This window comes from Janthinobacterium sp. PSPC3-1 (assembly GCF_049896105.1).
GTDB lineage: Bacteria > Pseudomonadota > Gammaproteobacteria > Burkholderiales > Burkholderiaceae_D > Janthinobacterium.
On sequence record NZ_JAFCTQ010000008.1, the window covers coordinates 137,165 to 162,360 of the forward strand.

Below are 25,196 nucleotides of genomic sequence, written 5' to 3' on the forward strand. Positions count from 1 at the left end.
CTCCGGCATCAGCCAATCACAGGTTGATGCCCAGCGCGCGGCTCAAGGCGTCCAGTTCCAGCCGCCATGCCTGCTGGCTGGCCGGTTTCTGGTGCCGCAGCTTGCGCGCCAGGTCGCCCGCCAGCAATTGCTCCAGTTCGCACAGACGCTCCAGCTGCCGCTCGCTGTCGGCCGGCGCCGCCAGCGTTATCGCCGGCGGCGGTATCGATGCCGACTGTCCCTGCCCTGCGTTCAGGCGCGCATACGCGCTGGTCGCGTCAGGCCATTCCTCCAGGCGCCCGTCGGCCACCACCCAGTAGCGGTTGCAGGCCGCTTCGATCAGGTCGCGGTCGTGCGACACCAGCAGGCAGCCGCCCTCGTAACCTTGCAAAGCCTGCGCCAGTTCGCGCTTGCCCTGCAGGTCCAGGTGATTGCTCGGTTCGTCGAGCAGCAGCAGATGATAATGGGCCAGCGACAGTGCCAGGAACAGCAGGCGCGCCCGTTCGCCACCGCTGAGGGTGGCCACCGCCTGCCCGTGGCGCGCATAGGCAAAGCCGGCGCCGATCAGCGCCTGCCGGCGCGCCACCTGGCTGCGCGCGGCCTCGTTCGCCAAGGTGAACGGATACAGCGCATCGGACAGATCGGCATCGTCCGCCAACTGTTTGAGTGACTGGTCGTAATAGCCGATATGGGCAGCGCGGTGCCAGCGCAGGCCGGGCCGTTCGTGCTGGCCCTGTATTGCCTGCCAGCACAGCCGCAGCAGGGACGACTTGCCGCTGCCATTGGCACCCAGCAAGGCAATGCGGTCGCCCGGCTTGAGCCACAGTTGGTCGATGCGGAACAGGCACGCCGCATCGGCAGCGGCGCGCACCTCGAGTCCATCGAAAGCCAGCAACTGGTCGGCCGCCAGCGCCTTGCCGTGCAGGCTCAAACGCCACGGCGCGCCGTCGCTGACGAAGGCCTGTTCCTCCTTCAGTTTGTCGATGCGCCGCTGCATGTTCTTGGCCTTGCGGGCCATGCCTTCATTGTCATACATGCGGCCCCACAGGGCCAGGCGGGTGCTGCTGACGGCCAGGCGGTCGATTTCCTTTTGCTCGGAAGCATGGCGGGCTGCCGCTGCCGCATCGGCCTCGGCCAACGCCAGCAACGCGGGGCCGCAGGGCAAGTCGACATCGTGGATGCGGCCATCGCGCATGATCCAGCTGCGCGTGGCCACGTTATCGAGCAGGCGCTGGTCGTGCGAGACGAGGATGAAGGCGCCGCGCCAGGCTAGCAGGAATTGCTCCAGCCACAGCAGCGACGGCAGGTCCAGGTGGTTGCTCGGCTCATCGAGCAGCAACACGTTCGGCTCCTGCAGCAGCGCCCTGCCCAGCAGCAGGCGCGTGTGCTGGCCACCGGACAGCGAGCGCACCGGCACCTGCGCCGTGCCGGCGTCAAAACCCAGTTCGGCCAGCAGGCTGTCGACGCGCCAATGCAGTTCGGGCTGGTCCAGCACCGGTGCCAGCAGGGCCTCATGCAGGCTCAGTTCGGCCAATGCAGGTGGCAGATGCTGCTCGACATGCTGCAGCCGGCAGGCGCGCGCCTGGGTGATGGTGCCGGCCGTCGCTTCACGCGTGCCGGCGAGCAGTCCCAGCAGGGTCGATTTGCCGCAGCCGTTATGGCCGATCAGGCCGATGCGGTCGCCCTGGCGCAAAGTAAAGGCGAGTTCGTGGAACAGGAAACCGTCATGGGTATCGAGCTGTAATGCTTGTGCAGAAATAAGGGTAGTCATGGCTCTTGTCTTTGTTCGGGATGCAAGCATCCGCGTTAACAGGAGCGCCAACGACAACCTTGAGTCGAGCAAGACTCTATGGAGAGGGGGACTCTGACCCGGTTATCGCGACGCGATAGAACGAGGGCAAGAGCTGGCAAATGCGCTTAAAGAGCGCGCGCGCCACAAGGCGAGCAACAAGTTTTCTTCCATTATATTTTCCTCCTTTCTTTTCAAGTGAACAAGAAAGGCCATGCTACACCGTTATGTGCCGGGTTTCAACCGTGCCGGTGGCGCGTCAAAAACAGCACGATGCAGACACCGAGCGCGATCAGCAGCACTTGCGGGATGGTTTCGCGCAAGGTGGAGCGGCGCTGCATCTGCGGCATCAGGTCCGACAGCGCAATATAGATGAAGCCGGACGAGGCAAACACCAGCACGTAGGGAATCAGGTTGCTGGCGCGGTCCAGCGTGAAGTAGCCCAGCAGGCCGCCGGCCACCGCCATCAGGCTGCACAGCAGGTTGAAAATGTAGGCGCGCAGGCGCGAGAAACCGGCATTGAGCAGCACGATGAAGTCGCCGATTTCCTGCGGGATTTCATGCGCGATGATCGCCAGGCCGGTGACCAGGCCCAGCTTCGGGTCGGCCAGGAAGGCGGCGGCGATCAGGATGCCGTCGGTGAAATTGTGCATGCCGTCGCCGACCAAAATCATCCAGCCGGCCTTGCCCGCCTCGTGCTTGTCATGGCCGTGCGCATGGTGGTGGCCGTCGCCTTCGTGATGGTGCGAATGGCGCAGGATGGCGAATTTTTCCAGCATGAAAAATGCCAGCAAGCCGGCCAGCAAGGTCGCGAACAGGCTGCGCGGATCGGCCTGCGACTCGAACGCTTCGGGCAAGGCGTGCAGCAGCGAGGTCGACAGCATGATGCCGACCGACAGGCTGACCATGCGCTCGACCACCTTGGACAGGAACGCAAACGAGAAGATCGCCGCTGCGGTAATGCTGAACAGGCCCGCGATCGTGGTCGCGAGCAAAATGGATATAAGGACGGGATCGATGATTTCTTACCTCAAAAGGGGCGCCAGAATACTGGCGTCCGCTGTGCTGGAGCCTGCTCAGTACGGTATTGCGTATTGTTGATTGCTGCGACCTTGGCGGCGGCGTGGCGCGAGTAAGATGCAATTGTACTGCATTGGCGGAAGAACCGGGCATTTACGGCCCGGTTCGGCTTATCCAGTCAATGAGGAAAGATGCCGCTGAGATGCTGCTTACACCACGCCATTGGCCTTGAACCAGGCCAGGCAGCGGGCATAGCCGTCCTTGGCGTCGGCCGCCACATAGCTGGGGCGGTAGTCGGCGTTGAAGGCGTGGCCCGAGTCCGGATAGACGACGAATTCGGATTTGCTGCTCCCTTTGGCCAGCGCCGCTTTCATGGTGGCGATCGATTCCTGGCTGATGCCGGTATCCTTGGCGCCATACAGGCCCAGGACCGGTGCCTTGAGCGCCGGTGCGATATCGACCGGGTGCTGCGGCGTGATCGCGGTCGACTCGCCCACCAGGCGGCCATACCAGGCCACGCCCGCTTTCACGGCCGGATTGTGCGCCGCATACAGCCAGGTGATGCGGCCGCCCCAGCAAAAACCGGTAATGCCCAGGCGCGCGGTGTCGCCGCCATTCTGCCTGGCCCAGGCGACGATGGCGTCCAGGTCGCTCATTACCTGCGCATCAGGGGTCTTGCCGACGATGTTCTTCATCAGTTCGGGCATGCTGGGCGCCTTGGTGGCGTCGCCCTGGCGCACGAACAGGTCGGGCGCCAGCGCCAGGTAACCCTGCTTGGCAAAGCGGCGCGCCATGTCGGCGATATGCTCGTGCACGCCAAAGATCTCGGAAATCACCAGGATCACCGGCAAGCCCGTCTTGCCTTCGGGCTGGGATGCATAGACGGGCACGTCCTGGCCGTCGATCTTGACCATGATGGTGCCCGAGATCAGGCCCGCGCCATCGGTCTTGATCACGTTTTGCGCCACCACCGGCAGCGCGGCCACGGCAAAACCCGTGCCCAGCGCCACTTTCAGGAAACCACGGCGGCCATCGGCCCCGGACAGGCTGCTCTGGCCCAACAGACTTTCCACATCGCTAATCATGTCTTTCATGCGTTTCTCCTGAAAGTGTTGCGTTTAAAAACATTAATGCGCCTGGTCCCAATTCTTGCCGACGCCAACTTCCGCCGTCAACGGCACCTTGAGTTCGGCCACGCCGGCCATCAGCTCGGGCAGCTTGCGCTTGACCAGTTCCAGCTCGGCGTCCGGCACTTCCAGCACCAGCTCATCGTGCACCTGCATGATCATTTTCGTTTGCAGGCCGTCCTGCTCCAGCCAGTTTTGCACGGCGATCATGGCCAGCTTGATCAGGTCGGCCGCCGTGCCCTGCATCGGCGCATTGATCGCGGCCCGTTCGGCGCCCTGGCGGCGCGGGCCGTTCGGCGAATTGATTTCCGGCAGCCACAGGCGGCGGCCAAACACGGTTTCCACATAGCCACGCGCCTTGGCTTGCTGGCGCGTGTCTTCCATATACTGTTTCACGCCTGAAAAACGCGCGAAATAGCGGTCGATATAGCTTTGCGCGGCCGTGCGGTCGACGCCCAGATTACCGGCCAGGCCAAACGCGCTCATGCCGTAGATCAAGCCAAAGTTGATGACTTTCGCGTAGCGGCGCTGCTCGCTTTGCACCTCGTCGGCCGGCACGCCGAAGATCTCGGCCGCGGTGGCGCGGTGAATGTCGATGCCGTCGGCAAACGCGCGCAGCATCGCCTCGTCGCCCGAAATATGCGCCATGATGCGCAGTTCGATCTGGGAATAGTCGGCCGAGACGATGCTGCTGCCCGGCGGCGCAATAAAGGCTTCGCGGATGCGGCGCCCTTCAGCGCTGCGGATCGGAATATTCTGCAAGTTCGGGTCGTTCGACGCCAGGCGCCCGGTGACGGCGACGGCCTGCGCATAATTGGTATGCACGCGGCCGGTGCTGGCGTTGATCATCTTCGGCAATTTGTCGGTATAGGTCGACTTCAGCTTGGCCATGCCGCGGTATTCGAGCAGCACTTTCGGCAACGGATAATCCTCGGCCAGCTTTTGCAGCACTTCCTCATCGGTGGACGGCGCGCCGGTCGGGGTCTTCTTGACCACAGGCAGTTTCAGTTTTTCAAAAAAAATCTCGCCGATCTGCTTCGGCGACCCGAGGTTGAACGGCTGCTCGGCCAGTTCATACGCTTTCTTTTCCAGTTCCAGGATTTTCACGGCCAGCTCGGCCGACTGCAAATTCAATAGCGCGTCGTCGATCAGCACGCCGTTGCGCTCGATCTTCTGCAGCACCTGCGCCGTCGGCAGCTCGATCTTTTCGTAGATAAAGGTCAGCTTTTCGTCATTGGCGACATTGCCCCACATGGCGTTATGCAGGCGCAAGGTGACATCGGCATCCTCGGCCGCATAGCGGGCCGCCTGTCCCACTTCCACCTGGTTGAAGGTGATCTGCTTGGCGCCCTTGCCGCACACGTCCTCGAACGGGATGGTGGTGTAGTTCAGGTGGCGCAAGGCCAGGCCGTCCATGTCGTGTTTCTTGTGCGATTCAAACACATACGATTCGAGCAGGGTGTCGTGCACGATGCCGCGCAATGTCACGCCGTGGTTGGCGAAGATATGGCTGTCGTATTTCAGGTTCTGGCCCAGCTTGGGCTTGTTCGCGTCCTCCAGCCAAGGCCGCAGCTTGCTCAGGACATGTTCACGCGACAGCTGGTCCGGTGCGCCCGCATAATCGTGCGCCAAAGGAATATAGCAGGCCGCGTGTTCGGCCACGGACAATGAAATGCCGACCATCTGCGCCGTCATCGGTTCCAGCGAGGTGGTTTCCGTATCGACCGCCGTCAAGGGCGCCGCATCGATCAGCGCGATCCATTTGTCGAGCTGTTCGTCGGTCAGCACGGTTTCATATACGGCCTCGGGCGTCGGAGCGGTGTCGGCAAACATATCGCCGGTGGTGTTCGGAGCAGCATTCGCGGCAGGCGGCGCACCGACTGGCGACATCGGCGGCGGCGCGCCACCGAGTTCGCGCAGCAGGGCCTTGAAGCCGTAGCGGTTGAAGAAGGCCAGCAGCGCGTCGCGGTCTTCTTGTTTCGCCGCCAGGGAGTCGGCGATCGTCGTCATGTGTGCCGACAGATCGCAGTCGGTCTTGACCGTGATCAGGGCGCGCGCCTGCGGCAGCCACGGCAGCGCCGTACGCAGGTTTTCGCCGACGGCGCCGCCGACATTGGCCGCGTTTTCCATCACGCCGTCCAGGCTGTCGTACAGGGTCAGCCATTTGACGGCCGTCTTCGGACCGCATTTCGACACGCCCGGCACATTGTCGACCGTATCGCCGATCAGCGACAGGTAGTCGATGATGCGGTTCGGCGGCACGCCGAACTTGGCCAGCACGGCCGCTTCGTCGAGCTTTTCATTGCTCATGGTATTGATCAGGGTCACCTGGCTGTTGACCAGCTGGGCCAGGTCCTTGTCGCCGGTGGACACCACCACGTTCATGCCGGCGCCAGCGGCCTGCACGGCCAGGGTGCCGATCACGTCATCGGCTTCCACGCCGTCGACCATCAGGATGGGCCAGCCCATGGCTTTGACGGCTTCATGGATAGGCTCGATCTGCAGGCGCAAATCTTCCGGCATGGAGGCGCGCGTGGCCTTGTATTCCGGATACATATCGTCGCGGAAAGTCTTGCCCTTGGCATCGAACACGCAGGCGATATACGCGGCCGGGTAGTCGGCGCGCAGGCGGCGCAGCATGTTGACCATGCCGTGCATGGCGCCGGTAGGGTAGCCGTCCGGGCTGCGCAGGTCGGGCAGCGCGTGGAAGGCGCGATAAAGGTAACTGGAACCGTCGACTAACAGCAGGGTGTTTTGCATAATGCCAATAAATAAAGGTGAGCCGCGCCTGCCAGAGGGAAACATGGGGCGGGCGGGTGGAATATCGTTCAATTATCGCAGAGTTTGTGAGCGCGCCACCTGGCGCGCGCAGCGCTGTTTTCTGCTGCGTGGCCGGGCGTGCCGGCGCACCCCACTATTTCTCTGCATTTAAAACAGCTTGCTTGGCAGTTTGTTACAATGCCCCATAGATAACAACGGCTTATTGACAGTCTGTACACTGCGGCGTCACGCCGCGGTCACACTTGGAAGCGACCCCATCATGATGCGTACCTCCACCTTCTGGCGACTCCTGGCACTGCCCCTGCTGGCCGTGTCGGCGATCGCCGGCGCCCAGACGCCACCGAAACCCAGCGATGCGCCACCGCAGCTGGAAAAAATCGAAGAAATGGGCGAAGCGCCCATTACCGTCACGCCAGCGGCACCTGCCCAGCAGATCACCGAAAAGCGCGAGAATGGCGTGACGTCGGAAGTGAAAGTGACGTCGGGCGGCAGCACCTATTACATGAAGCCGTCGGCCGGCGGCGACCAGGCCCATGGCAGCGCCCTGCGCGGCCCGCAATGGAAGGTGATGGAATTTGACCTGGGCAAGAAAAAACAGAAACAGCGTGACGAGGAAGCGGCCGACGACGTGCCTGCGCCACCGCCGCCAGCCAAGTAAGCATCCACTCTTGCCCTGCCCTGCCCCGGCCGTCTGCGGGGCAGCAGGCTTTTTTTGACCTTTTTGATCTCTCTTCTTTCCCATGGCAGTTTTTACCGCGCTACACCTGGACGATATCGGCCAATGGATTACGCAATTCCCACTCGGCAAGCCTCTGGCGCTCAAGGGCATCGCTTCCGGCATTGAAAACAGCAATTTTTTCCTCAGCACCGAGCGCGGCGAGCATGTGCTGACGATCTTTGAAAACCTGAGCTTCGAGCAATTGCCGTTCTATCTGCAGCTGATGCGCCACCTGGCCGAACGCGGCGTGCTGGTGCCGGCGCCGATCCCGAACGCCGACGGCGAACTGGTCTGCAGCCTGCAAGGCAAGCCGGCCGCCATCGTCAGCAAGCTCGACGGCAGCTCACAGATGGATCCCCAGCCCGTGCATTGCGCGGCTGTCGGCGCCATGCTGGCGAAAATGCATCTGGCGGCGCAGGATTTTCCGCTGCAACAACCGAACTTGCGCGGCCTGGACTGGTGGAACGCCACCACGCCGCTGGTCTTGCCCCACTTGGACGAAGGCAACGCGCATCTGCTGCGCGCCGAAATTCATTTCCAGGACGCGTTTGCCGCCTGCGCCACCTACAAAGCCTTGCCGCGCGGCCCCGTGCATGCCGACCTGTTCCGCAACAACGTGATGTTCGACGGCGAACGGCTGACGGGCTTTTTCGATTTTTACTTCGCCGGCTGCGATACCTGGCTGTTCGACGTGGCCGTCACCGTCAACGACTGGTGCATTGATTTGTCCACCGGCAAGCTCGACGTCGAGCGCGTGCGCGCCCTGCTCGACGCCTACCAGGCCGTGCGCCCGTTCACGGCGGAAGAACACACGGCCTGGCAGCCGCTGCTGCGCGCCGCCGCGCTGCGTTTCTGGCTGTCGCGCCTGTACGATTACTACCAGCCGCGCGCCGCCGAAATGCTGACGCCCCATGATCCCGCGCATTTTGAACGCATCTTGCGCGAACGTATCGCTACACCTGCACCGGAACTGTTTTAAGAACATGGAAAAATTACCTGCAAGCACAGGCTGGCACTGGGTGAAACAAGGCTTCGGCCTGTTTCGCAAGCAACCTGGCGGCATGTCGATGCTGTTTCTCGGCTATATGGTGTGCATGCTGCTCGTCAGCGTCATTCCCCTGCTGGGCCAATTTCTGCCCGTGATCCTGGTGCCGATCTTTTCCGTCGCCTTTGCCCAGGGCTGTCTGAATATCGACCAGGGCAAGCGCGTCTTGCCCAGCTTGCTGCTGTCGGGCTTTCGCAAGCCGGCCCTGCCGGTGCTGTTCGGCCTGGGCGTGCTGTACCTCATCATGGTCATCGTGGCCATCGGCGCCTCGTCGCTGGTCGACGGCGGTACCCTGTGGCAACTGGTGACAGGCCAGCTCAATCCGCAAACCTCGCCCGAGGTGATCCGCGAATCGAATATCGGCTCGGCCATCCTGTTGACCATGGCCATGTCGATTCCCGCCCTGATGGCCTTCTTCTTTGCCGCGCCGCTGATCTACTGGCAGCACGTCAGCCTGGGCAAGGCGCTGTTCTTCAGCTTTTTTGCCGTCTGGCGCTCGCTGTCGGCCTTTATCGTGCTGGCCTCGACCTGGTTCGCCATCAGCATCGTCACCAGCCAGTTGCTGTTCATGATCGTCGGCCGCACGCAGATGGCCATCCAGCTGATGATGCCGCTGTCGATGATCCTGACGGTGATCATGCATTGCTCGTTCTATGCGGCGTACCGGCAGATTTTTGGGGTGCCGGCAGATAGTGGCAAGACGGTGTCGCTGGACAAAACACAATAAAATCGCAGCAAACAAAAAAAGGGGCGGTCCATATGGAGCGCCCCTTTTTTTATTGGTGCAACCTTACCGTCCCAGCCGCTCCAGCTTGGCAATGCCCAGGTCCAGCACTTTCATGCCATGCTGGCCGAAGTTGATCTGGGCGCGCGCGTTGCCACCGCCGCCCTCGATATTGACGATCACGCCTTCGCCGAACTTGGCGTGGGCCACCGATTCGCCGATGCGCCAGCCGCCACCCGGTGACTTTTGCGCGATCTTCTGCGCGATCGCATTATCGGACCCCAGGCTGCCCACCGTGCGCGGCGCTTCGTCCCAGGCCGACTTGCGGTTGCCGAACCAGTTGGCCTGCACTTTCGGCGACAGCCATTTCAGGGCTTCCTCCGGCAATTCGTCGAAGAAGCGCGACTTCATGTTGTAGCGGGTCTGGCCGTGCAACATGCGCGTCTGCGAAAAGCTCATGTATAAACGCTTGCGCGCGCGCGTGATCGCCACGTACATCAAACGCCGCTCTTCCTCCACGCCGTTGTCTTCCTTGGAACTGCTTTCGTGCGGGAACAGGCCCTCTTCCAGGCCGGTAATAAAGACGTTGTCGAATTCCAGGCCCTTGGCCGAGTGCACCGTCATCATCTGCAGCGCATCCTGACCCGCCTGCGCCTGGTTATCCCCGGCTTCCAGCGAGGCGTGCGACAAAAAGGCCGACAGCGGCGACATCACGGCCGGCAGCGGCGCGTCGGCATCGAGAATTTCGATGCCATCCTGGTTGACGACCGGCGCGCCCGATTGCGCCTGGGCAGACGGCCCCAGGTGCGCCGGCGCGGCCTGGCCAAACCCTTCTTCGGAAACGAACTGGGTGGCCGCGCTGACCATCTGCTCCAAGTTCTCGATACGGTCGGCGCCTTCCTTTTCATTCTGATAGTGCTGCAGCAAGGTACTCGCTTCGAGCACCACGCGCACCATTTCCGGCAGTGACAATTGCTGGGTTTCGAAGCGCACGCCCTCGATCAGCTTGACGAAGCCGGCCAGGGTACTGCCCGCCTTGCCCGCCACATACGGCACGGACGCATACAGCGAAATGCCGTACTGCTCGGAGGCGGCCTGCAGCTGCTCGATCGAGCGCATGCCGATGCCGCGCGTGGGGAAGTTCACCACGCGCAAGAAGGCCGAATCGTTGTGCGGATTGTCCATCAGCTGCAAGTAGGCGATCGCATGCTTGACCTCGGCGCGCTGGAAGTAGCGCTGGCCGCCGTACACGTGATACGGAATCGCGGCCGAAAACAGCGCGTGTTCGATCACGCGCGACTGCGCGTTCGAGCGGTACAGGATCGCAATTTCGCTGCGCGAGGCGCCTTCGGCGATCAGGCTTTTCGCTTCCTCGATGATCCACTGCGCTTCCTGCAGGTCCGAGCTGGCCTCGTACACGCGCACCTGCTCGCCATGGCCCGCGTCGGTGCGCAGATTCTTGCCCAGGCGCTTGCTGTTGTTGGCGATCAGCACGTTGGCGCTGTCGAGGATATGGCCGTGCGAGCGGTAATTCTGCTCCAGCTTGATCAGGTTTTTCACCTGGAACTCATGCTCGAAGGCGCTCATGTTGCCGACGTTGGCGCCGCGGAAAGCATAGATGCTCTGGTCATCGTCGCCGACGGCAAACAGGGCGCCGCCATCGCGGCTGCCATGGCCGGCCAGCAATTTGAGCCAGTTGTATTGCAGATTATTCGTATCCTGGAACTCGTCGACCAGGATATGGCGGAAGCGCGCCTGGTAATGCTCGCGCAGCGGCTGGTTGCGGCTCAAGAGTTCATACGTGCGCAGCAGCAGTTCGGCAAAATCGACCACCCCTTCGCGCTGGCACTGGTCGTCGTACAGCTGGTACAGCTCGACCATCTTGCGCTCGTGCGCGTCGTACGCTTCCACGTCGGTGGCGCGCAGGCCCTGGTCCTTGGCGTTGTTGATGAAATACATCACCGTCTTCGGCGGGAATTTTTCATCATCGATATTGTTTGCCTTGAGCAAGCGCTTGATCACCGACAGCTGATCCTGCGAGTCGAGGATCTGGAAGGTCTGCGGCAAGGCGGCATCGCGGTAATGCGTGCGCAGCAGCCGGTTGCACAGACCGTGAAAGGTGCCGATCCACATGCCGCGCGTATTGATCGGCAGCATCGCGGACAGGCGCGTCAGCATTTCCTTGGCAGCCTTGTTGGTAAACGTGACGGCCAGGATGCCGGGCGGCGACACCTGCTGGGTCTGGATCAGCCAGGCGATGCGGGTGGTCAGCACGCGGGTCTTGCCCGAGCCGGCGCCCGCCAGGATCAGGGCATGCTGGGCTGGCAAAGTGACGGCGGCCAGTTGTTCGGGATTGAGGTTGTGAAGAAGATTTTGCATCCCCCGATTATACCGGCATGCCGCATTTCACTGTGGATTTGTCCAGTTACTGTGTGATGCGGTGATTTGTCAACCGGCCCGTACCGGCTTCGCTTTTCCGGTACGCAAGGCTTCCTCGATCACGCCCCGCGTGGCGCGTTCGGCTTCCTTGCTGGCACGTCCCTGGCGCTCGCCCAGTTCGCCCATTCGCTTGCCCAGGCTGTCCATCGGCTTGCCGGCCTGGTCCATCTGGCGCCCTTTCGCTTCCAGCGCGGCGTCATGGGCGCGATCCTGGCGGTGGGCCATGCGTTCATGCACGGCTTCGATCTCGTCCTGGAGTACTTCCACCGCATCCTGGGCCTGTTCGACATGGTTTTCTGCCACATCGCGCTGGGCCTCGGATTTTGCCTGCCGCTGCTGCTGATGCGCCGCCGCCAGCTTGCGCTGCGCCTCGCCCAGCTGGGCCGACAGCTTTTTCAGGTCCGCCGCATCCGCCCGGGACACCTGGCCCGCCTGGCGGCCCTGCTCGCCCATTTCACGGCCCAGCTTGCCCATCTGCCTGCCGTGCTCGCCCATCTGCTGGCCCAGCACCGACATTTCCTGGCCCAGCGCCTGCACCGGTTTCCAGGCCGTATCGGCGCGCGCCAGCAAATCCCGGTCCTCGATCACATACGATTTGCCATGGTCGCGGAACCACAGGAAGGGGCCATTGCTGGTGCGCTTCAGGCGGTCCAGCTCGTCGTTATCGGAGCCACTGCCATAGGTGGAGATGGCGCCATTCTTGCCTTGTACCAGCGTAAAAGGTTCACCGGAAGCGGCCATGGCGCCGAAGGAGAGGATGGCGCCGGCAAAGGCCAGGCACAGACGGGATGGGATCAGCATGGTATTCCTCGCTACGGTCGACGTTGGGAGCCTGACTGTAGCGAGATTGCGGTCGCACGGCGCGCGCCATGCGATAAACAGCAGAAAACGGGGAACAGACGGCGCAGCGGGTGCGCCGGCTGGATTCCTTAGTACAGCACCACCGACCTGATCGACTCGCCGCTCTTCATCAGATCGAAACCTTCGTTGATGCGTTCGAGCGGCAGCCGGTGCGTGATCAGATCGTCGATATTGATCTTGCCTTCCATATACCAGTCGACGATCTTCGGCACGTCGGTGCGACCACGCGCGCCGCCAAAGGCCGAACCGCGCCATTCGCGGCCCGTCACCAGCTGGAACGGACGGGTGGAAATTTCCTGTCCCGCCGCCGCCACGCCGATAATGAACGATTTGCCCCAGCCCTTGTGCGTGCACTCGAGTGCCTGGCGCATCAGCGTGGTGTTGCCGACGCATTCAAAACTGTAATCGGCGCCGCCGTCGGTCAGCTGGACGATGGCGTCGACCACGTTGTCCACTTCGTTCGGGTTGATGAAGTGCGTCATGCCGAACTTGCGTGCGATCGCCTGGCGCGCCGGGTTGATGTCGATGCCGATGATCTTGTCGGCGCCCACCATTTTCGCGGCCTGGATCACGTTCAGGCCGATGCCGCCCAGGCCGAACACGGCCACGTTGGCGCCCGCTTCGACCTTGGCCGAGAACAGCACCGCGCCCACGCCGGTGGTCACGCCGCAGCCGATATAGCAGACCTTGTCGAACGGCGCGTCTTCGCGGATCTTGGCCAGGGCGATTTCCGGCACCACGATGTAGTTGGAAAAGGTCGAGGTGCCCATGTAGTGGAACAGCGGTTTGCCGTCCAGCGAGAAACGACTGGTGGCGTCCGGCATCAGGCCACGGCCCTGGGTGCTGCGGATTTTCTGGCACAGATTGGTCTTCTGCGACAGGCAGAACTTGCACTCGCGGCATTCCGGCGTGTACAGCGGAATCACGTGGTCGTCTTTTTTCAGCGTTTTCACGCCAGGGCCCACATCGACCACGATGCCGGCGCCTTCATGGCCCAGGATGGCGGGGAAGATGCCTTCCGGATCGGCGCCCGACAGGGTGTAGTAATCGGTATGGCAGATGCCGGTCGCTTTCAGCTCGATCAGCACTTCGCCTTCGCGCGGGCCGGCCAGGTCGACTGTTTCAATGGTCAGGGGGGCGCCGGCCTTCCAGGCCACGGCTGCTTTGGTTTTCATGGTTGTCCTGTAAAGAGGTATCTGGATGCTTACTTGGTCGTTTTCGCGCGGTTCAAAAACGCGCCATGCAGGCCGTTCAGGGTTTCCTCGGCCAGCAGCAGCTGGCTGGCGATTTCATTGATCTTGCGGCGGCTGGAACGGGCATGGTCGCGCAGCACCTCGAACGCGGTGTTGCGGTCGGTCTGGAACTTGCCCATCAACAGGCCCACGGCCAGGCTGGTTTCGCGGCCGGCGGCCAGCGCCGCATTCAGGTTCAGTTCGGTGCGGCGCAGCTGGCGGATATCGTCGGCACGCGCCAGGCCCGCTTCAAAGGCGGGCATCAGGCGGCCTTCATCGACCGGCTTGACGACATAGCCGACGGCGCCATAGGCGGCCGCCTGCTTGCCCGATTCGCTGTCGCCACTGCCGGACAGGAACATGAACGGCACGGCGGTTTCCGCGTGCAGGCGCTTGGCCAGTTCCAGGCCGGACATGCCGGGCATATGGATGTCGAGCAGGGCCAGGTCCGGCTCGCGCTGGGCGATCAGTTGCAAGGCCGCTTCGGCCGAACTGGCCAACGCCGTTTCATAGCCTGCATGGCGCAATACTTCGCCGAGAAACTCCAGCAGCAGCTGGTCATCGTCAACGATCAGGATAAGGCGTTTGGCGGCTGGCTGATTCATGGGCAAGGGAACCTCGGTCATAGTAAAAGGGATAAACGGATGGTCTTATTATATGCCGATTATTCCGTGAAACCAGACCCGCTTGCGCTGCCTGCCTTAGTTGCCAAACAGCTTATTAAATTCCCGCACGGAAATAGTTACGTCATCCGCCAGGTACACGCTGCTGATCGCCGCCACCAGGTCGGCGCCGCGCGCGGCCAGCGGCGCGGCGTTTTCCGGCGTCATGCCGCCAATCACCACGCACGGCAGGGCGATCTCGCGTTTGGCCTGCAGCACGATGTCGGGATCGGTGGTGACAGGATACTGCTTGACCAGCGAGGGATAAAAGCCGCCAAACGCCATATAGCTGGCGCCGCCAAGCTGCGCCTGGCGCGCCAGCTGCAGATCGCCATAGCACGATGCGCCCACCAGTTTTTGCTTGCCCAGCCGGGCACGGGCCTGCGCCACGGAGATGTCCGTGCCGCCGACATGCACGCCATCGGCGTCCAGCTCCTCGCACAGGTCGATAAAATCGTTGACGATAAAAGGCACGCCGTATTTGCGGGCGAGCAGCAGCAAGGCGCCCGCCTGTTCGCGCCGCAGCGCCGCATCGGCATTCTTGTGGCGGTATTGCAGCAGCGCCACGCCCTCCTGCAAGGCTTGCTCCGTCACATCGAGCAGGCGGTCGGTATCATCCCAGTTCGGGGTAAGCAGATACAGTCCACGCATGAGTTCCTCCTTATAAAGTGAAAGTGGTGAGCCGCTGCGGCATCAGCTGGCCCGGTGCGACGGCATAGGCCTGCGCCAGGGCCGCATGGCAATACGCTTGCGCTTGCGCCAGCGCATCGGGCAGGGCCTGCCCCGACGCCAGCCGCGCCGCGATGGCGGCCGCCAGAGTACAGCCGCTGCCGTGAAATTCGCCGGGCAGGCGCGGCCATTGCCACTCCCGCCCCTCGCCCGCCGCGCCAAACCAGCGGTTGACGACGCTGCTGCCCACGCCATGGCCGCCGGTGAGCAGCACATGGCCGCAGCCTTGTGCCTGCAAAGTCGCCGCCTGGCCGGCAACATCGGCAACATTCGTCAAGCGGCTGGCCTCCGGTCCGTTCGGTACTATCACGGTAGTCACCGGCAACAGCGGCGCCAGCGCCCGTACCGCGTCATCGACACCGAGCAGATCGCCATGGCCGCTGGCCAGCACGGGATCAAGTACCACCGGCAAGCCGGGATGCTCGACCCGCAATTGCAGGATCACCCGGGCAATCGCCGCCGCATTGGCCGCGCTGCCCGGGATGCCGATTTTCACGGCATCGATCGCCATCTTGCCGGTCAAGGCCTGCGCCTGGCGCAGCAGCAGCGCCGCGTCCACCGCTTGTACCTCGAACACGCGGTCGTTGTCCTGCACCGTCAGCGCGGTGACAATCGGCAGCGCATGCGCGCCCTGTGCGGCGATGGCCAGAATATCGGCCGCGATGCCGGCGCCACCGGAAGGATCGAGCCCGGCAAAGACCAGCACACATGGCAACGCGAGCACGCTCACGCCAGCCGGCCCGCCATCGGCGACGACGGCGAGGCGGCAAATTTTCTCGGCATGCGGCCGGCCAAGAACGCCTCGCGCCCGGCCCGCACGGCCAGCTTCATCGCATGCGCCATGCGCACCGGGTCGCGCGCGCCGGCAATCGCCGTGTTCATCAGCACGCCATCGCAACCGAGTTCCATCGCAATCGCCGCGTCCGAGGCCGTGCCGACGCCGGCATCGACCAGCACCGGCACCTTGGCCTGTTCGATAATCAAGGACAAGTTCCACGGATTCAAAATGCCCATGCCCGAGCCGATCAGGGAAGCCAGCGGCATGATCGCCACGCAGCCGATCTCTTCCAGGATGCGCGCCTGGATCGGATCGTCGCTGCAATACACCATCACGTCAAAGCCATCCTTGACCAGTTGTTCAGCCGCAATCAGCGTTTCCGGCATATGCGGAAACAGGGTTTTCTCGTCGCCCAGCACTTCCAGTTTCACCAGGTTGCGGCCACCGAGCAGCTCGCGCGCCAGTTGCAGGGTGTAGACGGCGTCTTTTGCCGTATAGCAGCCGGCCGTGTTCGGCAAGATGGTGTACTGGTCGGGCGGCAGCACGTCGAGCAGGCTGGGCGCGTTCCGGTCCTGGCCGATATTCACGCGGCGGATCGCCACCGTGATGATCTGCGCTTCGGCCGCATCGGTGGCCAATCGCGTTTGCGGCAAGTCCTTGTATTTGCCGCTGCCCACCAGCAGGCGCGACGCATAGGTCTTGCCGGCGATGGTCAGCAAGTCGTTATTTGTTTCGGTATGCATGTTCTGTTCTTTCAATTTGTTAGCCGCCGCCGATGGCGCGCACAATGTCCACTTTGTCGTCTGCCTGCAGCACATGCGCCGGCCAGTTTTTCCGCTGCACCACCGAGCGGTTGACGGCCAGCGCCAGCGCCTGGCCTTGCAGCGACAGCGCTTCGATCAGCTGGTCCAGCGTGTGTTGGGGCGGCACCTGGTGCGGTGCGCCGTTGAGCATGATGGGGATCATGGCACCCTCCTTCAGACTTTGCGGTACAGCTCGGCGCCGTTCTTGATGAACTCGATCGCTTTCACTTCCATGCCCTGCTTGACGGCGCTCTCTTCCGAGATGCCGATGCCGGCCGCGTATTCGCGCACTTCCTGGGTGATTTTCATCGAGCAGAAATGCGGGCCGCACATCGAACAGAAGTGGGCCACCTTGGCCGAATCCTTGGGCAGGGTTTCATCGTGGAATTCGCGCGCCTTGTCCGGGTCCAGGCCGATATTGAACTGGTCGTCCCAGCGAAATTCGAAGCGCGCCTTGGACAGGGCGTTGTCGCGGATCTGCGCGCCCGGATGGCCCTTGGCCAGGTCGGCCGCATGCGCGGCAATTTTATAGGTGATGATGCCGTCTTTCACGTCCGCCTTGTTGGGCAGGCCCAGGTGTTCCTTCGGCGTCACGTAGCACAGCATGGCGGTGCCGTACCAGCCGATCATGGCCGCGCCGATGCCCGAGGTGATATGGTCGTAGCCGGGCGCGATATCGGTGGTCAACGGTCCCAGGGTATAGAACGGCGCTTCGCCGCACTGCTCGAGCTGCAGGTCCATGTTTTCCTTGATCAGCTGCATCGGCACATGGCCGGGGCCTTCGATCATCACCTGCACATCGTGCTTCCAGGCGATCTGCGTCAGCTCGCCCAACGTCTTCAGTTCGCCCAGCTGCGCTTCGTCGTTGGCGTCGTAGATGGAACCGGGGCGCAAGCCGTCGCCGAGCGAAAACGACACGTCATACGCCTTCATGATCTCGCAAATTTCTTCGAAATGCGTGTACAGGAACGACTCCTGGTGATGCGCCAGGCACCACTTGGCCATGATCGAGCCGCCGCGCGAAACGATGCCGGTCAGGCGCTTGGCTGTCAGCGGCACATAGCGCAGCAGCACGCCGGCGTGAATGGTGAAGTAGTCGACGCCCTGCTCGGCCTGCTCGATCAGGGTGTCGCGGAAGATTCCCCAGGTCAGATCTTCGGCCTTGCCATTGACCTTTTCCAGCGCCTGGTAGATCGGCACGGTACCGATCGGCACCGGGCTGTTGCGCACGATCCACTCGCGCGTTTCATGGATATGCTTGCCGGTCGACAGATCCATCACATTGTCGCCGCCCCAGCGGATGGCCCAGGTCATCTTTTCCACTTCCTCGCCGATCGACGAGGTGACGGCCGAGTTGCCGATATTGGCGTTGATTTTCACCAGGAAATTGCGGCCGATAATCATCGGCTCGACTTCCGGGTGGTTGATATTGGCGGGGATGATGGCGCGGCCACGGGCGATTTCCTCGCGCACGAATTCGGCCGTGATCTCGGCCGGAATGCTGGCGCCGAACGATTGGCCCGGGTGCTGGCGGCCCATCATCTCGGCCATGCGCTCGCCCATCGGTCCGGAGGACTTCAGCTCTTCCAGGTATTGCTGCCGGCGCATGTTTTCGCGGATGGCGACGAATTCCATTTCCGGCGTGATGATGCCTTGCCGCGCGTAGTGCATCTGCGTGACGTTCCTGCCGGCCAGCGCGCGGCGCGGCTTGCGGTGCAGGTTGAAGCGCAGCTCGGCCAGCTTCGGATCGGCCAGGCGGGCGATGCCGTAGTCGGAGGTCGGGCCCGGCAGCTCTTCGGTGTCGGCGCGTTCGAGTATCCACGGCAGGCGCGGCGTATCGAGGCCCGAGCGGATATCGATGGCGACGTCCGGGTCGGTGTACGGACCGGACGTATCGTAGACGTAGATGGGTGGATTTTTTTCACCGCCGAACGACGCTTCCGTATCGGACTGGCTGATGGCGCGCATCGGCACGCGGATGTCGGGACGGCTGCCCTGTACATAAATCTTGCGTGAATTGGGCAGCGGCGCGATCGCGGCCTCGTCGACCGTGGCGGTGGCGGAAAGAAATTTCGGATTGGCGTTCATTTTGGCTCCTTGGCTAGCTGGCTGTGTATAAGCCTGGAGCCAGCTAAGGAGGTTCGGCTGCGCGCACGCGACAAAAGCGGGGTGCGTTCATCCTAAAGCTTCCCTTCGCTGGCATTATCCAGATCAGGTTCGGAGGGTATTTCTCACCCGCGCTTCACCGTGTTTCCACAGCAAAGAGCAGGACCCCTAGCGTTTGCCGCCTTGCGGCAGCGGGCCAATTATACGCGTTTCAGGTCGCGCGCCAGATGATTATTTCTTGCCCCAGCGCCATTGCGGCGGCTCGCCCTTCCACCAGCATATGCCGACCAGCAAGGCAACGATCACCACTTCGTAGATGACATAGGCGACCGGCACCTGGGTTGGCGGAAACAGCACCGCGCCGCCGGCCAGCAGCGCCAGCGCGCTGATGAACACCAGCCAGCCCTGCCAGGTGATGGGCAAGCCCCAGCCGAAGCCATAGGTCTTGGCGGGGAACCAGTAGGAGGGAGATTTGTCGGTCATGATTTAACTGGACTGTAATGAACAGCAGCCAGTATAAATCAGCTTTTTTGCTGGCGCGCCGTAATATCGAGCCCGATCCCGCGATAGCCGACAAAGCGGCTGCCATGGTCGAACATCGGTTCGCCGCTGACCTGCAGGTATTGCATGCTGCCATCCGCATTCTGGCGGCTGTAGATAAAATCCAAAAACGGTTCGCGCGCGGCGATTTTTTCGTCGAGCAGGGCGCGCTCGGCGGCGTTCCAGCGCTGCGGTTCGTCTTCGCTGCCGATGCCCAGCATCTCGGCCACCGGGCCGGAAAAGCGTGTCAGGTTGCCTGCCGCATCCTGTTCCCAGTACCAGTCCGACGACAGTTCCGTAAAACGCTGGAAGCGCGCTTCGCTTTCGCGCAGCTCGGCCGTGCGTTCCTGCACCGCCTGTTCCAGCGACCTGTTGTAGTCGGCCAGCTTCTGGTACAGCAGGCGCACTTCCAGCATATTGTGGATGCGGGTTTTGACTTCCACCAGGTCGAAGGGCTTGGCGACGAAATCCTTGGCGCCTGCCTGCAGCGCGCGCAGCTTGTGGCCGGGCTGGGCGGTGATCACCAGTACCGGCAGATAACTGCCCGCCTCGATGTCGCGCAAGCCTTCCATCACTTCGAAGCCATCCATTTCCGGCATCTGCAAGTCGAGCAGGATCAGGTCGTAGCGGTGCTGCTGGTGCAGCGCGCGCACCGCCTGCGGGTCCATGGTGGAGGTGATGCGGGTGTAGCCCGCATTGCGCAGCACCTGTTCCAGCAGCATCACATTGGCTTCCTGGTCGTCGACGATCAGGATGCTGGCGTTCAGTATCTCGGTGGCTTGTAGCATGGCGGTAGTCCTGGTAAGTGCTTGATTAGCGTGCTGCGGTGGTGTCGTCGGCCAGGCCGTGCTTGGCCGCATGGTGCAGCGCCACGTCGAGCGCATCCATGAATTCGACAACCTTGATCGGTTTGGTCAGATAGCGGAAAAAGCCCGCTTCCAGCCCTTTTTCTATGTCGCGCGGCACGGCGTTGGCCGACAGCGCCATTACCGGGATATGACTGGTCAGTGGATCCTCGTGCAGGATGCGCAAGGCGCCAAAGCCGCTGATGCCGGGCAGGTTGATGTCCATCAGGATCACGTCCGGCTGGCAGGTGCGCGCCAGGTCGATGCCCAGGTGGGCGTCGATGGCGGTCAGCAGTTTCAGGTCGCTGCGGCGCGCGATCAGTTGCTCGACCAGCGCCAGGTTGGCCGGATTGTCTTCCACGTACAGCAAGGTGCGCTGGGTATCGGAGTCTTCCTGCGCCACCGGCAACACTTCGCCTTCGCCCAGCACCAGTTGCGGCGCACGCGAGGCCTTGAACTCGACCCAGAAGGTGGTGCCGACACCGACCGTGCTGTCGACGCCGATCGCGCCCCCCATCAATTCCACCAGCTGCTTGGTCACCACCAGGCCGATGCCGGTGCCCTCTTCCTGGCTGTTTTCCTGGCCCAGGCGGTTGAAGGGCTGGAACAGCTGTGACATCTGCTTTGCATCGAGACCGGCGCCGCTGTCGGTGACGCTGACGCGCACGCGGTCGCCGCGCTGGCTGCAAACGACCTGCACGCTGCCGCCGCTCTGGTTGTACTTGATGGCGTTCGACAGCAGGTTGATCATCACCTGCTTCACGCGCGTGCGGTCGGCATGGATATAGAACGCCGCGCCGCAGCGCGGGAAATGCATGCCGATGCCGCGTTTTTGCGCCTGCGGCGCGATCATCGCCTCGCAATCCTGCAGCACGTCGAGCAGCGACATGGCCTCTTCCGACATGGTCACCTTGCCCGACTCGATCATGGCCAGGTCGAGGATCTCGTTAATCAGGCGCAGCAGATACCAGCCGCCCTTGAGGATCTGGTCGAGCGAGCGCTGCTGCGGCTGGGTCGGCGGCGGCACGTCGGACGCCATCAGCTGGGCAAAGCCCAGCACGGCGTTCAAGGGCGTACGCAATTCGTGGCTCATGCTGGACAGGAATTCGGACTTGGCGCGGTTGGCCTTGTCGGCCACCTGACGCGCTTTTTCCAGCTCGGCATTATTGGTTTCGATCAGCGAACGCGTATAGGCCTGCTGCTCCTGCAAGCGCTTGTCGAGCATGGCCTGCTCGGCTTCGACCCGCTTGCGCGCCGTGTTGTCGGTGCCGATCAGCAGGTAGCCGATAACCTTGTTCTGCGCGTCGCGCAAGGCCGTCACCGAGACGATGGCGGGAAAGCAGCTGCCATCCTTGCGGATATACGTCAGTTCATAAATGTCTTCGATGCCGCGCTTGGCCTTGAACACCAGCGCTTCCACGCCGGGCGTGATGGGCGTGTCGAGTTCGGTGGAGAGGGCCTGCGCGCGGGCGACGATTTCCTGCGCGTCGGAAATGCTGGCGGGGGTCAGCTTGTCGACCACCTCATGCGCCGCATAGCCCAGCATGCGCTCGGCGCCCACATTGAAGATCTGGATCACGCCCTGGGCATCGGTGGCGATGCTGGAAAAATTGGCGCTGTTGAAAATCGCGTCCTGCAGGGCGCCCGCTTTCAGCAGCTGGCGCGGCAGTCCGGCGGCCAGCGTGCGCCGGTACAGGGCGGCCAGCAGCACCAGCAGCAGCAGGACCAGCACGCCGGTCAGGATGGCCGTGTCCGAAGGGCCGCGCCAGGCCAGCGCGGCGATCGCGACCAGCACGATGGCGCTGAAGGCGAACGCCAGCGCGACGGGCCAGCGCGATGGCAGGCCGGTGGAGATTTTTTCAACTGTGTTCATGGGATCAGCCGGTAAGTACAACAATGAATAGCATCAAGGAGGCGGCGCCGCTCAAGCCTGGCGCTGGCGCACATCCGACAGCAAGCGGGCAAATTCCTTCTTCACCACGCCATAGCATTCGCAGGTCGTGCTTTCCAGCCCGCCGCGGTCCAGCACCGTGATATGGCCGCGCCGGTAACTGATATGGCCACGCGCCTGCAGCTTGCCGGCCGCTTCCGTCACGCCTTCGCGGCGCACGCCCAGCATGTTGGCGATCAGTTCCTGGGTCATGGTCAGTTCGCGCCCGGGCAAGCGGTCCAGGGTCAGCAGCAGCCAGCGGCACAGTTGCTGTTCCACCGTATGATGGCGGTTGCACACGGCCGTCTGCGACATCTGCGTCAGCAAGGCCTGCGTGTAGCGCAGCAGCAGCCGCATCACGGGGCCGGCGCGGTTGAATTCCTCCATCAGCACATGCGCCTTCAGGCGGTAGCCGACGCCGCCCGTCTGCACCACCGCGCGGCTGGGGGTGGAGTCGCCGCCCATGAACAGCGACACGCCCACCACGCCTTCATTGCCGACGCCGGCGATTTCGGACGAGCCGCCGTTCTCGAGCAGATAGTGCAGCGAAACGATGGCGGTGGTGGGGAAATACACATGGTGCAGCTTGTCGCCCGAGTCATAGATCACGTCGCCCAGGCGCATGGCGACCTGCTCCAGGTGCGGCGCCAGGCGCGCAAAATCGGCGTCCAGCATGGCGGCCAGCAAATGGTTCTGGTTGGGGTTGTGCAACACGGCATGCGGACTGGACATGGTCAGGATTCCTGGTTTCCAGTCGTCAGCTAGGCGGTAATGGGGAGGCGTCTGAACGAGAGGCGCCACGCGGTGCAGGGTAACACAGGACCCTGAACACGGCCTGACTATATTACTTGGTGGCATGACCGTCCGTTCGGTACCGAACGGACGCTGCGCCGCCCGGCCACCTACAGTTAGTCATTGCATGGGCTGCCAGATCGCGGATCAGGGCTGGCACACGCATCCACCGGACGCCATCATGCAATCACTCATCAAGCGCATTTCCATCTCTGTTTCCGTCTCCGCCCTGATCACCCTGGCGATCGGCCTGGCCGTGACGGCGCTGTGCTATGCCTCGACGCGGCAGATCGAATCGGAAAGCGCGCGGCTACTGCTGCAGCACTATGGCGGCACGCAAGACCTGAGCGCCGCCATGCTGCCGGCAAATGGGCTGTCGCTGTTCGACGCGGGCCGGCGCAGCTCGCTGTATGTGCTGCTGGGCGGAATACTGTCGAGTTTGCTGGCGGCCGCCTATGTGTATCAGCTGGTGACGCGCAACAGCGTGATCGAACGCATCACGGAAGAACGCACGGCGGCGCTGCGCTTTGCCAACCTGCGCCTGTCGGAAGATATCGCGGCGCGCCTGCAAAGCGACCAGGCGCTGCGGCTGCGCGAGCGCATCATCGAAGTGTCGGCCAACGCGATCGCCATCTGCAGCGCCGAAGCGCCCGGCTACCTGATCGAATACGTCAATCCGGCGTTTGAACGCATCACCGGCTACACGGCGCAGGAAGTGGTGGGACAGCCGCTGGCCAGCCTGCACGGCAATGACCAGGAACAGCCCGCCATGGAGCAGCTGCAAGCGGCGATACGCGAGCAGCGCGAAGGCAAGGCCATCCTGCGCCACGTGCGCAAGAACGGCGACAGCTACTGGAACGAAAGCTTTGTCGCGCCCGTGCGCGGCATCGCCGCGGCCAGCGATGACGGCACGGCGCCGATCAGCCACTTCCTGGTGGCGCAATACGATATCAGCGCCGTCATGCACTTCGAGGCCGAACTGGCCTTCCAGGCACGCCACGATATCCTGACCGGGCTGGCCAACCGCCGCCTGCTGCGCGAGCGCCTGGAACATGAAATGGCTGTTGCACAACGCACAGGCTTGCCGCTGTGGGTGGTGTTCATCGACCTGGACCGCTTCAAGTTCGTCAACGACACCCTGGGCCACGATGCCGGCGACACCCTGCTCAAGGGCGTGGCCGAACGCCTGCTGGCGGCCACCCGCGAAGTCGATACGGTGGCGCGCCTGGGCGGCGACGAATTCGTGCTGCTGTTGCCGCAGCATGGCAATGGCGACCCCGGCATGGCCATCCTGCAGCGCATACTCGATGCCGTGGCGCAGCCGATGCAGCTGGGCGAATACGAATTTTTTCTCAGCTGCAGCCTGGGCGTGGCCGTCTACCCCGACGATGGCTGCAGCGCCGAAATGCTGATCAAGCACGCCGATATCGCCATGTACCGCGCCAAGGAACAGGGCCGTGGCCACTGGCAGTTCTATGCCTCGAACATGAATGCGGACACCCTGGAAAGGCTGAGCCTGGAAAGCGAATTGCGCCATGCGCTCGAACGCGGCCAGTTCCACCTCGAATACCAGCCGCAGCTGGACCTGGCCAGCGGCCGGATGGTGGGCATGGAAGCGCTGCTGCGCTGGCGCCATCCGCAGCTGGGCCTGATTTCGCCGGCCAGCTTTATCGGCATGGCCGAGGAAATGGGCTTGATCATTCCGATCGGCGACTGGGTGCTGCGCACCGCCTGCGCCCAGGCGCGCGCCTGGCAACTGGCCGGCCATGGCCCGCTGCGCGTGGCGGTGAACCTGTCGGCGCGGCAGTTCAAGCAAAGAAATCTGCTGCATGCGGTGGCCGCCGTGTTGATGGAAACCGGCCTCGATGCGAGCTGCCTGGAGCTGGAACTGACGGAAAGCATGGTGATGCACGACGTGGAACAAGCGACGGCCATCATGGGCAACCTGAAGGCGCTGGGGGTGCAACTGTCGATCGACGACTTCGGCACCGGCTACTCCAGCTTGGCCTATCTGCGCCACTTCCCGATCGACGTGCTCAAAATCGACAAATCGTTCGTCAACGACATCACGCACAGCAACGACGATGCGGCCATCGTCTGCGCCATCATTTCACTGGCGCACAATCTGCGCCTGAAAGTGATCGCCGAGGGCGTGGAAACGGCGCCGCAGCTGGACTTCCTGCGCCAGCACGGCTGCGACCAGATGCAAGGCTATCTGTACAGCCGTCCGCTGGCCGTGCCGGCCTTCGAAGCGCTGCTGCGCCAGGGCCGCATGCTGGCGGCCTGATGCGTTAAA

Annotated in this window: 21 protein-coding genes and 1 riboswitch; of the genes, 4 read left to right on the top strand and 17 right to left on the bottom strand. The window is 62.9% G+C overall.

From position 1 onward, the window contains the following. Positions 1–16: 16 nt before the first annotated feature. The 4 genes from ACP7B7_RS11335 to polA all read right to left on the bottom strand — a co-directional run bounded on the left by ACP7B7_RS11335 (position 17) and on the right by polA (position 6,675). On the bottom strand, positions 17–1,750 hold the full coding sequence (locus ACP7B7_RS11335) for an ABC-F family ATP-binding cassette domain-containing protein (RefSeq protein ID WP_426076739.1): 1,734 nt from the start codon (positions 1,748–1,750) through the stop codon (positions 17–19). Positions 1,751–2,007: 257 nt separating this feature from the next. After that, positions 2,008–2,763 carry a ZIP family metal transporter gene (locus tag ACP7B7_RS11340; protein WP_308923864.1) on the bottom strand — a complete coding sequence of 252 codons (756 nt, stop codon included), beginning with the start codon at positions 2,761–2,763 and terminating at the stop codon, positions 2,008–2,010. Positions 2,764–2,997: 234 nt separating this feature from the next. Then, positions 2,998–3,882: a dienelactone hydrolase family protein gene (locus ACP7B7_RS11345; protein WP_308923863.1), complete on the bottom strand. Its 885-nt coding sequence runs from the start codon at positions 3,880–3,882 to the stop codon at positions 2,998–3,000. Positions 3,883–3,915: 33 nt separating this feature from the next. Then, positions 3,916–6,675, bottom strand: a complete 2,760-nt coding sequence (polA, locus tag ACP7B7_RS11350; RefSeq protein ID WP_426076740.1) for a DNA polymerase I — start codon at positions 6,673–6,675, stop codon at positions 3,916–3,918. A gap of 280 nt (positions 6,676–6,955) precedes the next feature. Between polA and ACP7B7_RS11355 the strand changes: the two genes are divergently transcribed. The 3 genes from ACP7B7_RS11355 (at position 6,956) to ACP7B7_RS11365 (ending at position 9,186) form a co-directional block, all read left to right on the top strand. Next, complete coding sequence (locus ACP7B7_RS11355) at positions 6,956–7,354, top strand: hypothetical protein (protein ID WP_308923861.1); 399 nt, start codon at positions 6,956–6,958, stop codon at positions 7,352–7,354. An 82-nt stretch (positions 7,355–7,436) separates the two neighbouring features. Then, positions 7,437–8,393 carry a homoserine kinase gene (locus tag ACP7B7_RS11360; protein WP_426076741.1) on the top strand — a complete coding sequence of 319 codons (957 nt, stop codon included), beginning with the start codon at positions 7,437–7,439 and terminating at the stop codon, positions 8,391–8,393. Between the two features lie 4 nt (positions 8,394–8,397). Further along, positions 8,398–9,186 carry a BPSS1780 family membrane protein gene (locus ACP7B7_RS11365; RefSeq protein WP_426076742.1) on the top strand — a complete coding sequence of 263 codons (789 nt, stop codon included), beginning with the start codon at positions 8,398–8,400 and terminating at the stop codon, positions 9,184–9,186. Between the two features lie 63 nt (positions 9,187–9,249). On the opposite strand, the gene ACP7B7_RS11370 is transcribed toward ACP7B7_RS11365, so the two are convergent. From ACP7B7_RS11370 to ACP7B7_RS11430, 13 genes are all read right to left on the bottom strand, one after another. Then, on the bottom strand, positions 9,250–11,562 hold the full coding sequence (locus ACP7B7_RS11370) for a UvrD-helicase domain-containing protein (protein ID WP_308923857.1): 2,313 nt from the start codon (positions 11,560–11,562) through the stop codon (positions 9,250–9,252). A gap of 69 nt (positions 11,563–11,631) precedes the next feature. Further along, a complete protein-coding gene (locus ACP7B7_RS11375) occupies positions 11,632–12,423 on the bottom strand; it encodes a hypothetical protein (protein ID WP_426076743.1) in 792 nt (263 codons plus the stop codon). A 128-nt stretch (positions 12,424–12,551) separates the two neighbouring features. Then, positions 12,552–13,658 carry an S-(hydroxymethyl)glutathione dehydrogenase/class III alcohol dehydrogenase gene (locus ACP7B7_RS11380; protein WP_426076744.1) on the bottom strand — a complete coding sequence of 369 codons (1,107 nt, stop codon included), beginning with the start codon at positions 13,656–13,658 and terminating at the stop codon, positions 12,552–12,554. A gap of 29 nt (positions 13,659–13,687) precedes the next feature. Further along, the gene (locus ACP7B7_RS11385; RefSeq protein WP_308923854.1) at positions 13,688–14,320 is read right to left on the bottom strand and encodes an ANTAR domain-containing response regulator; all 633 of its coding nucleotides are present in this window, start codon (positions 14,318–14,320) and stop codon (positions 13,688–13,690) included. 96 nt (positions 14,321–14,416) lie between these two features. Next, complete coding sequence (thiE, locus tag ACP7B7_RS11390) at positions 14,417–15,028, bottom strand: thiamine phosphate synthase (protein ID WP_426076745.1); 612 nt, start codon at positions 15,026–15,028, stop codon at positions 14,417–14,419. A 10-nt stretch (positions 15,029–15,038) separates the two neighbouring features. Next, on the bottom strand, positions 15,039–15,821 hold the full coding sequence (locus tag ACP7B7_RS11395; RefSeq protein WP_426076763.1) for a hydroxymethylpyrimidine/phosphomethylpyrimidine kinase: 783 nt from the start codon (positions 15,819–15,821) through the stop codon (positions 15,039–15,041). An 11-nt stretch (positions 15,822–15,832) separates the two neighbouring features. Beyond that, positions 15,833–16,627, bottom strand: coding sequence for a thiazole synthase (locus tag ACP7B7_RS11400; RefSeq protein WP_426076746.1), 795 nt, complete (start codon positions 16,625–16,627; stop codon positions 15,833–15,835). Between the two features lie 19 nt (positions 16,628–16,646). After that, complete coding sequence (thiS, locus tag ACP7B7_RS11405) at positions 16,647–16,850, bottom strand: sulfur carrier protein ThiS (RefSeq protein WP_426076747.1); 204 nt, start codon at positions 16,848–16,850, stop codon at positions 16,647–16,649. An 11-nt stretch (positions 16,851–16,861) separates the two neighbouring features. After that, the gene (thiC, locus tag ACP7B7_RS11410; protein ID WP_426076748.1) at positions 16,862–18,775 is read right to left on the bottom strand and encodes a phosphomethylpyrimidine synthase ThiC; all 1,914 of its coding nucleotides are present in this window, start codon (positions 18,773–18,775) and stop codon (positions 16,862–16,864) included. Between the two features lie 83 nt (positions 18,776–18,858). After that, a riboswitch (TPP riboswitch) is annotated at positions 18,859–18,973 on the bottom strand. Between the two features lie 51 nt (positions 18,974–19,024). Continuing rightward, on the bottom strand, positions 19,025–19,276 hold the full coding sequence (locus ACP7B7_RS11415; RefSeq protein WP_308923848.1) for a hypothetical protein: 252 nt from the start codon (positions 19,274–19,276) through the stop codon (positions 19,025–19,027). Positions 19,277–19,314: 38 nt separating this feature from the next. Next, complete coding sequence (locus ACP7B7_RS11420) at positions 19,315–20,121, bottom strand: response regulator (protein WP_426076749.1); 807 nt, start codon at positions 20,119–20,121, stop codon at positions 19,315–19,317. A gap of 25 nt (positions 20,122–20,146) precedes the next feature. Further along, positions 20,147–22,051 carry a hybrid sensor histidine kinase/response regulator gene (locus ACP7B7_RS11425; RefSeq protein ID WP_426076750.1) on the bottom strand — a complete coding sequence of 635 codons (1,905 nt, stop codon included), beginning with the start codon at positions 22,049–22,051 and terminating at the stop codon, positions 20,147–20,149. Between the two features lie 51 nt (positions 22,052–22,102). After that, positions 22,103–22,840 (bottom strand): Crp/Fnr family transcriptional regulator, encoded by a 738-nt coding sequence (locus ACP7B7_RS11430; protein ID WP_308923845.1) that lies wholly within the window; start codon positions 22,838–22,840, stop codon positions 22,103–22,105. A 241-nt stretch (positions 22,841–23,081) separates the two neighbouring features. Between ACP7B7_RS11430 and ACP7B7_RS11435 the strand changes: the two genes are divergently transcribed. Next, positions 23,082–25,187, top strand: a complete 2,106-nt coding sequence (locus ACP7B7_RS11435; protein ID WP_308923844.1) for a putative bifunctional diguanylate cyclase/phosphodiesterase — start codon at positions 23,082–23,084, stop codon at positions 25,185–25,187. The last annotated feature ends 9 nt before the right edge of the window (positions 25,188–25,196 follow it).

Excerpts from the sequence above, each read along its gene's own strand:
- ACP7B7_RS11335 (WP_426076739.1), bottom strand. The coding sequence starts at position 1,750 with ATGACTACCCTTATTTCTGCACAAGCATTACAGCTCGATACCCATGAC.
- ACP7B7_RS11345 (WP_308923863.1), bottom strand. The coding sequence starts at position 3,882 with ATGAAAGACATGATTAGCGATGTGGAAAGTCTGTTGGGCCAGAGCAGC.
- polA (WP_426076740.1), bottom strand. The coding sequence starts at position 6,675 with ATGCAAAACACCCTGCTGTTAGTCGACGGTTCCAGTTACCTTTATCGC.
- ACP7B7_RS11355 (WP_308923861.1), top strand. The coding sequence starts at position 6,956 with ATGATGCGTACCTCCACCTTCTGGCGACTCCTGGCACTGCCCCTGCTG.
- ACP7B7_RS11360 (WP_426076741.1), top strand. The coding sequence starts at position 7,437 with ATGGCAGTTTTTACCGCGCTACACCTGGACGATATCGGCCAATGGATT.
- ACP7B7_RS11365 (WP_426076742.1), top strand. The coding sequence starts at position 8,398 with ATGGAAAAATTACCTGCAAGCACAGGCTGGCACTGGGTGAAACAAGGC.
- ACP7B7_RS11370 (WP_308923857.1), bottom strand. The coding sequence starts at position 11,562 with ATGCAAAATCTTCTTCACAACCTCAATCCCGAACAACTGGCCGCCGTC.
- ACP7B7_RS11375 (WP_426076743.1), bottom strand. The coding sequence starts at position 12,423 with ATGCTGATCCCATCCCGTCTGTGCCTGGCCTTTGCCGGCGCCATCCTC.
- ACP7B7_RS11380 (WP_426076744.1), bottom strand. The coding sequence starts at position 13,658 with ATGAAAACCAAAGCAGCCGTGGCCTGGAAGGCCGGCGCCCCCCTGACC.
- ACP7B7_RS11385 (WP_308923854.1), bottom strand. The coding sequence starts at position 14,320 with ATGAATCAGCCAGCCGCCAAACGCCTTATCCTGATCGTTGACGATGAC.
- thiE (WP_426076745.1), bottom strand. The coding sequence starts at position 15,028 with ATGCGTGGACTGTATCTGCTTACCCCGAACTGGGATGATACCGACCGC.
- ACP7B7_RS11400 (WP_426076746.1), bottom strand. The coding sequence starts at position 16,627 with ATGCATACCGAAACAAATAACGACTTGCTGACCATCGCCGGCAAGACC.
- thiS (WP_426076747.1), bottom strand. The coding sequence starts at position 16,850 with ATGATCCCCATCATGCTCAACGGCGCACCGCACCAGGTGCCGCCCCAA.
- thiC (WP_426076748.1), bottom strand. The coding sequence starts at position 18,775 with ATGAACGCCAATCCGAAATTTCTTTCCGCCACCGCCACGGTCGACGAG.
- ACP7B7_RS11415 (WP_308923848.1), bottom strand. The coding sequence starts at position 19,276 with ATGACCGACAAATCTCCCTCCTACTGGTTCCCCGCCAAGACCTATGGC.
- ACP7B7_RS11420 (WP_426076749.1), bottom strand. The coding sequence starts at position 20,121 with ATGCTACAAGCCACCGAGATACTGAACGCCAGCATCCTGATCGTCGAC.
- ACP7B7_RS11425 (WP_426076750.1), bottom strand. The coding sequence starts at position 22,051 with ATGAACACAGTTGAAAAAATCTCCACCGGCCTGCCATCGCGCTGGCCC.
- ACP7B7_RS11430 (WP_308923845.1), bottom strand. The coding sequence starts at position 22,840 with ATGTCCAGTCCGCATGCCGTGTTGCACAACCCCAACCAGAACCATTTG.
- ACP7B7_RS11435 (WP_308923844.1), top strand. The coding sequence starts at position 23,082 with ATGCAATCACTCATCAAGCGCATTTCCATCTCTGTTTCCGTCTCCGCC.